Source organism: Streptoverticillium reticulum (genome assembly GCF_047456005.1).
Taxonomy (GTDB): Bacteria; Actinomycetota; Actinomycetes; order Streptomycetales; family Streptomycetaceae; genus Streptomyces; species Streptomyces reticulum.
In genome coordinates, this window is the sequence record NZ_CP179755.1 from 2460553 (window position 1) to 2472500 (window position 11948).

Consider the following 11948-nt stretch of genomic DNA (forward strand, 5'->3'; position numbering starts at 1 on the left):
CGCCCCCGGGGACGGCTCCCTTGCGCCGCCCGCCCTTGTGCCGGTCATGGTAGCCGCACCCCGCCTGTCGCCACACCCTGTCACCGCGATGTCACTGTGCACGTAGCAGAAACGTGGCAGGGGACCAGAAGGTTCCCCGAATACCGCGGTCCCACACGTCATCGGCCACAGTCAGTCAGCGGACGTTCAAAGTCCTTCCGAGCACCTGTCACTCGGCGCGCATCCACTGCTCCATCACCGTCAGCAGGTGATCCGTGTCGACCGGCTTGGTGACATAGTCGGAAGCCCCGGCGTCGATGCTCTTCTCCCGGTCGCCCTTCATCGCCTTCGCCGTGAGCGCGATGATGGGCAGCCCCGCGAACTGCGGCATCCTGCGGATCGCGGCCGTCGTCGCGTAGCCGTCCATCTCCGGCATCATGATGTCCATCAGCACCACGACCACGTCGTCGTGCTGCTCCAGGACCTCGATCCCCTCACGGCCGTTCTCCGCGTAGAGCACCGAGAGCCCGTGCTGCTCCAGCACGCTGGTGAGGGCGAAGACGTTGCGGATGTCGTCGTCGACGATCAGCACCTTCTCACCGTGGAAGCCGCCGCTGAAGCCGTGCGCCGTCCCGTCCGGGCCGTCACTGTGCGCATCCACCGGCCATGGCTCGTGCCCTGCAGCCACCCGGGCGCTGCGCGCCCCCGGCACCGCCGTCTCCCCCTGGCCGGACGCCGGCAGCGCGGGCCGCAGCCCCGCCGCGGCCTGCGCCGCGCGCCGGCGGCGCAGGAAGAGCCCCGCCGCACCGCGCTCCGGCGTGTGCGCACCGGCACCGTCCTCGGAGGGCACGAGCCCGCCCGGCTCCACGGCCGCGATCGCACCGCCCGCCTCCGGGTGGTAGCCCTGGGGCGGCAGCTCGCCGGGGTTGAGCGGCAGGTAGAGCGTGAAGGTGGAGCCGCGGCCGGGCTCGCTGGCCGCGTGGATCTCGCCGCCGAGCAGCCGGGCGATCTCCCGGCTGATCGACAGGCCCAGGCCCGTGCCGCCGTACTTGCGGCTCGTCGTGCCGTCCGCCTGCTTGAACGCCTCGAAGATGACCCGCATCTTGCTCTGCGCGATGCCGATGCCGGTGTCCGTGACGGAGAAGGCGATCATGTCGGCGTCGGCGTCCCGCAGCGAGCCGGCCTCCAGCAACTGCTCCCGGATGCTGTCCGGGACGTCCACCCCGGCCGGCCTGATGACCAGTTCGACCGCGCCCGAGTCCGTGAACTTCACCGCGTTCGACAGCAGGTTGCGCAGCACCTGCAGCAGCCGCTGCTCGTCGGTGTGCAGCGTGGCCGGCAGCTCCGGCGAGACGCGCACGGAGAAGTCCAGGCCCTTCTCCGCGGTCAGCGGCCGGAAGGTGGCCTCCACGTAGTCGACGAGCTGGACGAGCGCGATCCGGGTCGGGCTGACGTCCATCTTGCCCGCCTCGACCTTCGACAGGTCCAGGATGTCGTTGATCAGCTGCAGCAGGTCCGAGCCCGCGCCGTGGATGGTCTCGGCGAACTCGACCTGCTTCGGGGAGAGATTGCCCTCCGCGTTGTCGGCGAGCAGCTTGGCCAGGATCAGCAGCGAGTTGAGCGGGGTGCGCAGCTCGTGCGACATGTTGGCCAGGAACTCGGACTTGTAGCGCATCGAGACCGCGAGCTGCTCGGCGCGCTCCTCGAGCACCTGCCGGGCCTCCTCGATCTCGGTGTTCTTCACCTCGATGTCGCGGTTCTGGCGCGCCAGCCGCTCGGACTTCTCCTCCAGCTCGGCGTTGGAGATCTCCAGCGCCTTCTGCCGGTTCTCCAACTCCGCGGACCGCTCGCGCAGTTGCTCGGTGAGCTCCTGCGACTGCTTGAGCAGCACCTCGGTCTTGGTGTTGACGCTGATGGTGTTGACGCTGGTGCCGATCATCTCGGCGATCTGGCTGAGGAAGTCCTTCTGGATCTGCGCGAACGGCTGGAAGGACGCCAGCTCGATCACGCCCAGGACCTGGCCCTCGAACAGCACCGGCAGCACGATCACATGGGCCGGCGGCGCCTCGCCCAGACCGGAGGCGATCTTCAGGTAGCCCGGCGGCACGTTCTCCACCAGGATCGTCCGCTTCTCCTTGGCCGCGGTGCCGATCAGCGACTCGCCCGGCCGGAAGGACGTGGGCATCGCGCCCATCGAGTAGCCGTACGAGCCGAGCATCCGCAGCTCGTAGGCGTCCTCACCGCTGCCGCCCTCCTGCAGGTCCGTCGCCATCGCCAGGAAGAACGCGCCGTGCTGCGCGGAGACCACCGGGGTCAGCTCGCTCATGATGAGCCCGGCGACGTCCTCCAGGTCGCGGCGGCCCTGCATCAGACCGGAGATGCGGGCCAGGTTGCCCTTGAGCCAGTCCTGCTCCTTGTTGGCGAGCGTGGTCTCGCGGAGGTTGGCGATCATCGTGTTGATGTTGTCCTGGAGTTCCAGGATCTCGCCCGCCGCGTCCACGTCGATCCGCAGGTTGAGGTCGCCGCGGGTCACGGCCGTGGCGACCTCGGCGATGGCCCGCACCTGACGGGTCAGGTTGCCGGCCATCTCGTTCACCGACTCCGTCAGGTCGCGCCAGGTGCCGTCCACGTCCCGCACCCGGGCCTGGCCGCCCAGCTGGCCCTCCGTGCCCACCTCGCGGGCCACGCGGGTGACCTGGTCGGCGAACGAGGACAGCTGGTCGACCATCGTGTTGATGGTCGTCTTCAGCTGGAGGATCTCGCCGCGCGCATCGATGTCGATCTTCTTGGTGAGGTCGCCCTGCGCGATGGCCGTCGTCACCATCGCGATGTTGCGCACCTGCCCGGTCAGGTTGGACGCCATCGAGTTCACCGACTCGGTGAGGTCCTTCCACGTACCGCTCACGCCCGGCACCCGCGCCTGGCCGCCGAGGATGCCGTCGGTGCCCACCTCGCGGGCCACCCGGGTCACCTCGTCGGCGAAGGACGACAGCGTGGTGACCATGATGTTGACCGTGTCCGCGAGCTGCGCGACCTCGCCGCGCGCCTCCACGCCGACCTTCTTGGTCAGGTCGCCGTTGGCGACCGCGGTGGCCACCTGCGCGATCCCGCGGACCTGACTGGTCAGGTTGTTGGCCATCAGGTTGACGTTGTCGCTGAGGTCCTTCCAGATGCCGGTGACGTCGCGCACCCGCGCCTGGCCGCCCAACTGCCCCTCGGTGCCCACCTCGCGGGCCACCCGGGTCACCTGCTCGGCGAAGTCCGACAGCTGGTCCACCATCGTGTTCACGGTGGTGACGAGTTCGAGGATCTCGCCCTTGGCATCGACCGTGATCTTCTTCGACAGATCGCCCTTGGCCACCGCCGTGGTCACCTCGGCGATGTTGCGCACCTGGGACGTCAGGTTGTTGGCCATGAAGTTCACGGACTGGGTGAGGTCCTTCCAGGTGCCCGAGACCCCCTGCACCTCGGCCTGGCCGCCCAGGATGCCCTCGGTGCCGACCTCGCGGGCCACCCGTGTGACCTGCTCGGCGAACGAGGAGAGCTGATCCACCATCGTGTTGAGGGTGTTCTTCAGCTCCAGGATCTCGCCGCGCGCATCCACGTCGATCTTCTGCGACAGGTCACCGCGCGCCACCGCCGTGGCGACCTGGGCGATGTTGCGGACCTGGGCGGTCAGGTTCCCGGCCATGCCGTTGACGGAGTCCGTCAGATCGCGCCACACGCCCGCCACACCCGGCACCTGCGCCTGACCGCCGAGCCGGCCGTCCGTACCCACCTCGCGGGCCACGCGGGTCACCTGCTCGGCGAACGCCGAGAGCTGGTCGACCATCGTGTTGATGGTGTTCTTCAGCTCCAGGATCTCGCCGCGCGCATCCACGTCGATCTTCTGCGACAGATCGCCGCGCGCCACCGCCGTGGTCACCTGGGCGATCTGCCGCACCTGCGATGTCAGGTTGCCCGCCATGAAGTTGACGGAGTCCGTCAGCTCCTTCCACGTGCCGCTGACCCCGTCCACCCGGGCCTGACCGCCGAGCCGGCCCTCCGTGCCCACGTCCCGCGCCATCCGCGTGACCTGGTCGGCGAAGGACGACAGCTGGTCCACCATCGTGTTCACGGTGTTCTTCAGCTGCAGCATCTCGCCGGAGACATCGACCGTGACCTTCTGCGACAGGTCGCCGTTCGCGACCGCCGTGGTCACCTGCGCAATGTTGCGGACCTGGCCGGTGAGGTTGCGGAAGGCCGTGTTCACGGAGTCCGTGAGGTCCTTCCACGTGCCCGCAGCACCCGGCACGGCCGCCTGGCCGCCCAGCTCGCCCTCGACACCGATCTCCCGTGCCACACGGGTCACTTCACCGCTGAAGGACTGCAGCTGGTCGACCATCGAGTTGACGGTGTTCTTCAACTCCAGCATCTCGCCGGAGACATCGACCGTGACCTTCTGACCCAGGTCGCCGTTCGCCACCGCCGTGGTCACCTGGGCGATGTCCCGCACCTGGCCGGTGAGGTTGCGGAAGGCCGTGTTCACGGAGTCCGTGAGGTCCTTCCACGTGCCCGCAGCACCCGGCACCTGCGCCTGACCGCCCAGCAGGCCCTCGGCGCCGACCTCGCTGGCCACCCGGGTCACCTCGTCGGCGAACGTGCGCAGCGTCTCGGTCATCTGGTTGATGGTCTCGGCCAGTTGCGCCACCTCGCCGCGCGCGCTGACCGTGACCTTCTGCGACAGGTCGCCGTTCGCAACCGCCGTCGTCACCTGCGCGATGCCGCGCACCTGGGCCGTCAGGTTCCCGGCCATCAGGTTGACCGAGTCGGTGAGGTCCTTCCAGACGCCTGCCACACCCGGCACCTGCGCCTGGCCGCCCAACTCGCCCTCGGTGCCCACCTCACGCGCCACTCGCGTCACCTCGGACGCGAACGAGGACAGCTGGTCCACCATCGTGTTGACGGTGTTCTTCAACTCCAGCATCTCCCCGGCCACATGCACCGTGACCTTCCGGGAGAGATCGCCCTTGGCGACCGCCGTCGTCACCAGCGCGATATCACGCACCTGGGCGGTGAGCCGGGACGCCATCGTGTTGACGGAGTCCGTCAAGTCCTTCCAGGAGCCGGACATACCGCGCACCCGCGCCTGCCCGCCCAGCTTCCCCTCGGTGCCCACCTCGCTGGCCACCCGCGTCACCTCGTCGGTGAACGCCGACAGCTGGTCGACCAGCCCGTTGACCGTGCGCCCGACCTTGAGGAACTCGCCGCGCAGCGGATGCGCGGAACCGTCCGCTCCCTGCGAGCGCAGGTCCATCCGCTGCTCCAGGTCGCCCTCGGCGACCGCCGAGAGCACCCGGCCCACCTCGGACACCGGCCGCACCAGATCGTCGACCAGGGCGTTCGACGCGTCGATCGCGGCCGCCCAGGCCCCCTCGCACGCGCCGACCTCCAGCCGCTCGGTGAGCTTGCCCTCCCGGCCGACCACCCGGCGCACCCGCGCCAGCTCGCCCGTGAGCTGCAGATTACGGTCCGCGACCTCGTTGAACACCGCCGCGATCTCGGACATCGCGCCGTCGCCCGAGACCGTCAGACGTTTGCGGAAGTTCCCGTCCCGCATGGCCTCCAGAGCCGACAGCAGCCGGTTCAGAGCCGCGGTGTCCACCTCCGTCGTCCCATTGGATCGGGACCGTCCGCCCTTCGCGCGCGTGCTCACGCCCCGCGCCGCTGCGCCAGACTCCACCGTGTCCCTCCCGCTGGGTCGATCATCCTCGTCGGGCTTCCGCTTCGAGCTTTCCCAGTGTTTCACTCCAGCCCAACCAGGTCATAACCTCCGGCAGCATCGCACACAGTCCACCCGATACCCCCAAGGTGGAATCACTGTGCACCGGCCTCCGCCCGGGGCGCGGGGGTAAGTAACCTGGCATCCGGCCAGGGCAATGGAGGGGCGCTGCACATGCGTGAGCAGATCGCCGAGACGCACACGAGGAGACCTGTGATCACCGCGCGGGCAGCCGCCACCTTCGAGCCGGTCGGACGCTCGGTCGCCGCCGCCCGGACGTTCGTCCGGGACACCCTCCAAGGCTGGGGCTTTCCGGACATCATCGACGACGCCGTCGTCCTGACCAGCGAACTCGTCACCAACGCCGTCGTCCACGCCGGGACCGCCGCCGAGGTCCTGTGCACCCGCGCGGACGGCGGCGTGTGCGTCGAGGTCGCCGACCGCTACCCCGAGCGCGAGCTGCCCCTGCAGAGCCCCGCCGGCCGGCTCGGCGGCGTCGACCGCGAGGGCGGCCGCGGCCTGCTGCTCTGTGCCGCACTGGCCTCCCGCTGGGGCGTCGAGTACACGTCCACCCGCAAGAAGGTGTGGTTTCGCCTCGACCTCCCCGACCGCCCCGCGGGCACCCGCTCCGCCGGCCCCGCCCTGCCCGCAGCGGCCCTGCCGCTGGCCGACCCCCGCGTCCGCGTCGCCGTGATCCAGATCGACCGCACCGGCTGCATCACCTTCTGGAACGAAGACGCCCACGAGCTCTTCGGCTTCACCGCCGACCAGATCACCGGCAAGCCCCTCACCGACCTCGCCGCCTGGCCGCACACCCCCGGCACCTCCACCGGCATCGCCGAGGCCCTTCGGCTGTCCCGCTGGGAGGGCTCCTACGGCATCCGCGGCGCCGACGGCCGCGTCGTCCCGGTCTACGCCTCGCACCTGCGCGTCCGCGACGCCGAGGGCGCCCCCTCCACCGTCTGCCTGCTCGTGCGCGACGAGGAGCGCGCCGTCCTGCAGAGCCCGCAGCGCGCCCCCGCGGCCGACGCCGCCACCGCCGAGCGGGGCACCGCCACGGACCCCTTCGAGGTCTTCATCGGCTCCCCCGCCCCCGACGACCTCGACGGCCTCCTCCAGCGCACTGTCGAGCGCGCCCGCGACATGCTCGACGGCGACTCCGCCTACCTCCTGCTGGCCACGGACGACGAGACCGAGCTGGAGGTCCGCGCCTCCACCGGCCTGCCCTCCGCCCGCCAGCGGTTCGCCCGCGTCCCCGTCGAGGCCGGCACCGGCCGCTACGGCTCGGCCCGGATGCCCGCCGTCCACGACGACCTCAGCGCCGTCCCCGGCGCCGTCCCACTGCTGGCCAACACCGGCATGCGCTCGGTCGTCACCGTCCCGCTCAAGGTGGAGGGCCGCCTGACGGGCTCGCTGGGCGTCGCCGCCGAGTCCCCGCGGCGCTACGGCAACGAGGAGGCCCTGCGGCTGCAGTTCGCCGCCGACCGCATCGCCCTCGCCGTCGAGTCCGCCCGCCTCGGCGAGCTGGAGCGGCTGCGCCGCGGCTCCCTCTCCTTCCTCGTCGAGGCCTCCGACCTGCTCGCCGGCACCCTCGACCGGGACCAGACCCTGGCCCTCATGGCCCAGATGACGGTCCCCACCCTGGCCACCTGGTGCGCGGTCTACACCATCGCCGACCAGAGCTCCGACCCCGAGCTGTCCTACGTCCTGCACGAGGACGAGGACCGCATCGACGGCCTGAAGAACCTGCTCTCCAAGGTCCCGCCGCCGGACCCGGTCAACTCCCCCGGCGCCCGCGTCTGGTCGGCCCCCTCCGAGGCCGCCCACTCCGCGGCCCTGCGCTCCTCCCTGCGCAGCCTCGGCCTCGCCGACGCCACCGGCCACATCCCCGGCCCGGGCACCTCGCTCGCCACGGCGGCGGCGGTCGGCGGCGAGACCGTCGTCCTGCCGCTGGTCGCCCGCAACCGCGTCATCGGCATGCTCACCCTCGGCAAGCCCAGCGACGACCACTTCCGCCAGGAGATCCTCGAACTCGCCGAGGACCTCTCCCGCCGGGCCGCCCTCGCCCTGGACAACGCCCGCCTCTACTCCGAGCGCACCGCCATCAGCCAGAGCCTCCAGCGCAGCCTCCTCCCGCCCGAGCTCCCGCACGTCCCCGGCGTCGAGGTCGAGGTCATCTACCGCGCCGCGGGCGAGGGCAACGAGGTCGGCGGCGACTTCTACGACCTCTTCCCCATCCGCGACGGCGCCTACGGCTTCGCCATCGGCGACGTCTGCGGCACGGGCCCGGAGGCCGCGGCCGTGACGGGCCTCGCCCGGCACGCCCTGCGCCTGCTGGCCCGCGAGGGCTTCGGCGGCCCCGCCGTCCTGGAGCGGCTCAACGCGGCGATCCTCGACGAGGGCGCCCGCAGCCGCTTCCTCACCCTCCTCTACGGCGAGCTGTGGCCCCAGCACGACGGCAGCGCCGTGCTGAAGGTCGTCTGCGCCGGCCACCCGCTGCCGCTGCGCCTGCGCCAGGACGGCACCGTGGAGGCCGCCGCCGAACCCCAGCCGCTGCTGGGGGTCATGGAGGACCTCGAGCTCTACGAGCAGACGGTCACCCTGGAGCCGGGCGACGTGCTCCTGTGCGTCACGGACGGCGTCACCGAACGCCGCGAGGGCACCCGCATGCTGGGCGACGACGGCCTGACCGACGTCCTGACGACCTGTACGGGCCTGACGGCGGGTGCGGTCGCGGCCCGCGTGCTGCGAGCGGTCGAACGTTTCGCCGCGGAGCCCGCCTCCGACGACATGGCCATCCTCGCGATGCGGGTGCCGGAGCGTCAGCCCCTGCGCCAGGACGACTGATCCGCATACGAAGAAGGCCCCCGCCGAGTGGCGGGGGCCTTCTTCTTCAGAGCCCCAAAACGGAATCGAACCGTTGACCTTCTCCTTACCATGGAGACGCTCTGCCGACTGAGCTATTGGGGCCGGCAACGAGATAAAGCATACCCCATGGTCGGACGGCCTTTTGACCACCTGGCTACGCTGCCGCGGGCAACAGCCCGCCGAGCGCATTGCATGCCGACACCACGCGCTGGAGTTCGCGCCGCGACATGTTCTCGTCCACGGGCAGCGCGAGACAGACGTCCGCGGCCCGCTCGGTCTCGGCGAGCCACAACTCCCGCCGGAACGCGGGCATTCGGTGCACCGGAGTCTGTACGGGTACGTGGCACCCGACGCCGCGCGAACGGAGGGCCCGCGCGAAGGCGTCCCGGTCGGGACGTCCGTTGCCGGGCACACGGACGACATAGGAGTGATAGCCGTGCCGAACTCCCGGGGCCACGGGCGGCGTCAGCACCCCGGTCAGACGGGCGTCGAGATAGGCCGCGTTGGCCTGCCTGCGGGGATCCGGGGATTCGGGTCGACCGTGCTCGACATGCTCGACGACGAGCAACCCCCGGCGAACGGCGACGCGTTGAAGGGCCGGCAGATCCGCCGGGTGTCCGAAGAGGGGTACGGCCACGACGGCCGCGGTGCGCGAGGTCACAGCGGCCTCGGCCGCCGCCGGGTCGAGGCAGAAGGTGCCGGGGTCGATGTCCGCGAAAACCGGCACGGCACCGACGTGCCGAACCGCCTCGGCCGCACCGGGAGTTGCATACGAGGGCACGACGACCTCGTCCCCGGAGCCCACACCTGCCGCCGTCAGGATCTCCTCTGTCCCCATACCTGCGGATGGTGACGGCGCAACGTGAACACGGCATGACGCTCCGCACTGCATCACGGAAACAAAAAAGCTCCGGCGTCTGAACCGAAGTTCAAACACCAGAGCTTTTTTGAATAATAGTTCGGCGGCGTCCTACTCTCCCACACGGTCCCCCATGCAGTACCATCGGCGCTGAAAGGCTTAGCTTCCGGGTTCGGAATGTAACCGGGCGTTTCCCTAACGCTATGACCACCGAAACACTATGAAGATATCGAACCGGATGTTCACACGGGTCGTTACTTCAGAACCTACACAGTGGACGCGAGCAACTGAGGACAAGCCCTCGGCCTATTAGTACCAGTCAGCTCCAACCGTTACCGGTCTTCCACACCTGGCCTATCAACCCAGTCGTCTACTGGGAGCCTTACCCCATCAAGTGGGTGGGAGTCCTCATCTCGAAGCAGGCTTCCCGCTTAGATGCTTTCAGCGGTTATCCCTCCCGAACGTAGCCAACCAGCCATGCCCTTGGCAGAACAACTGGCACACCAGAGGTTCGTCCGTCCCGGTCCTCTCGTACTAGGGACAGCCCTTCTCAAGACTCCTACGCGCGCAGCGGATAGGGACCGAACTGTCTCACGACGTTCTAAACCCAGCTCGCGTACCGCTTTAATGGGCGAACAGCCCAACCCTTGGGACCGACTCCAGCCCCAGGATGCGACGAGCCGACATCGAGGTGCCAAACCATCCCGTCGATATGGACTCTTGGGGAAGATCAGCCTGTTATCCCCGGGGTACCTTTTATCCGTTGAGCGACGGCGCTTCCACAAGCCACCGCCGGATCACTAGTCCCGACTTTCGTCCCTGCTCGACCCGTCGGTCTCACAGTCAAGCTCCCTTGTGCACTTACACTCAACACCTGATTGCCAACCAGGCTGAGGGAACCTTTGGGCGCCTCCGTTACCCTTTAGGAGGCAACCGCCCCAGTTAAACTACCCACCAGACACTGTCCCTGATCCGGATCACGGACCCAGGTTAGACATCCAGCACGACCAGAGTGGTATTTCAACAACGACTCCACACACACTGGCGTGCATGCTTCACAGTCTCCCACCTATCCTACACAAGCCGAACCGAACACCAATATCAAGCTATAGTAAAGGTCCCGGGGTCTTTCCGTCCTGCTGCGCGAAACGAGCATCTTTACTCGTAGTGCAATTTCACCGGGCCTATGGTTGAGACAGTCGAGAAGTCGTTACGCCATTCGTGCAGGTCGGAACTTACCCGACAAGGAATTTCGCTACCTTAGGATGGTTATAGTTACCACCGCCGTTTACTGGCGCTTAAGTTCTCAGCTTCGCACACCCGAAGATGCGCTAACCGGTCCCCTTAACGTTCCAGCACCGGGCAGGCGTCAGTCCGTATACATCGCCTTACGGCTTCGCACGGACCTGTGTTTTTAGTAAACAGTCGCTTCTCGCTGGTCTCTGCGGCCACACCCAGCTCACACTGCAAGAGTGATCACCGGACATGGCCCCCCTTCTCCCGAAGTTACGGGGGCATTTTGCCGAGTTCCTTAACCATAGTTCACCCGAACGCCTCGGTATTCTCTACCTGACCACCTGAGTCGGTTTAGGGTACGGGCCGCCATGAAACTCGCTAGAGGCTTTTCTCGACAGCATAGGATCATCCACTTCACCACAATCGGCTCGGCATCAGGTCTCAGCCTCAACGTGTGACGGATTTGCCTATCACACGGCCTACACCCTTACCCCGGGACTACCACCGCCCGGGCTGGACTACCTTCCTGCGTCACCCCATCGCTTACCTACTACAAGTCTGGGTCGTCGGCTCCACCACTTTCCTTCACCCGAAGGATCCAGAACGGCTTCACGGACTTAGCATCGCCTGATTCGATACTGGGCGTTTCAAAGCGGGTACCGGAATATCAACCGGTTGTCCATCGACTACGCCTGTCGGCCTCGCCTTAGGTCCCGACTTACCCTGGGCAGATCAGCTTGACCCAGGAACCCTTAGTCAATCGGCGCACACGTTTCCCACGTGTGTATCGCTACTCATGCCTGCATTCTCACTCGTGAACCGTCCACAACTCGTTTCCACGGCTGCTTCACCCGGCACACGACGCTCCCCTACCCATCACAGCAGACGTTGGTCCTTATGCTGCAATGACACGACTTCGGCGGTACGCTTGAGCCCCGCTACATTGTCGGCGCGGAATCACTTGACCAGTGAGCTATTACGCACTCTTTCAAGGGTGGCTGCTTCTAAGCCAACCTCCTGGTTGTCTCTGCGACTCCACATCCTTTCCCACTTAGCGTACGCTTAGGGGCCTTAGTCGATGCTCTGGGCTGTTTCCCTCTCGACCATGGAGCTTATCCCCCACAGTCTCACTGCCGCGCTCTCACTTACCGGCATTCGGAGTTTGGCTAAGGTCAGTAACCCGGTAGGGCCCATCGCCTATCCAGTGCTCTACCTCCGGCAAGAAACACACGACGCTGCACCTAA

Annotated in this window: 3 protein-coding genes, 1 tRNA gene and 2 rRNA genes (1 of these 6 running past the window's edge); 1 reads left to right on the forward strand and 5 read right to left on the reverse strand. The window is 67.8% G+C overall.

Features of this window, described 5'->3' with window-relative positions:
• Window positions 1-208: 208 nt before the first annotated feature.
• Window positions 209-5701 carry a HAMP domain-containing protein gene (locus ACMATS_RS10955; protein ID WP_391150577.1) on the reverse strand — a complete coding sequence of 1831 codons (5493 nt, stop codon included), beginning with the start codon at window positions 5699-5701 and terminating at the stop codon, window positions 209-211.
• Between the two features lie 252 nt (window positions 5702-5953).
• Between ACMATS_RS10955 and ACMATS_RS10960 the strand changes: the two genes are divergently transcribed.
• Window positions 5954-8587: a SpoIIE family protein phosphatase gene (locus ACMATS_RS10960; protein WP_414170696.1), complete on the forward strand. Its 2634-nt coding sequence runs from the start codon at window positions 5954-5956 to the stop codon at window positions 8585-8587.
• A 50-nt stretch (window positions 8588-8637) separates the two neighbouring features.
• On the opposite strand, the gene ACMATS_RS10965 is transcribed toward ACMATS_RS10960, so the two are convergent.
• The 4 genes from ACMATS_RS10965 to ACMATS_RS10980 all read right to left on the reverse strand — a co-directional run.
• Window positions 8638-8710: transfer RNA gene (locus ACMATS_RS10965), tRNA-Thr, on the reverse strand.
• Between the two features lie 52 nt (window positions 8711-8762).
• Window positions 8763-9446, reverse strand: coding sequence for a DegT/DnrJ/EryC1/StrS family aminotransferase (locus tag ACMATS_RS10970; RefSeq protein ID WP_390778446.1), 684 nt, complete (start codon window positions 9444-9446; stop codon window positions 8763-8765).
• 119 nt (window positions 9447-9565) lie between these two features.
• Window positions 9566-9682, reverse strand: a 5S ribosomal RNA gene (rrf, locus tag ACMATS_RS10975).
• Window positions 9683-9756: 74 nt separating this feature from the next.
• Window positions 9757-11948 (reverse strand): 23S ribosomal RNA (locus ACMATS_RS10980); it runs 930 nt beyond the window's last position.

What these genes read in the sequence shown, in the direction of transcription:
- ACMATS_RS10970 (WP_390778446.1), bottom strand. Translation starts at nt 9,446, where the DNA reads ATGGGGACAGAGGAGATCCTGACGGCGGCAGGTGTGGGCTCCGGGGAC.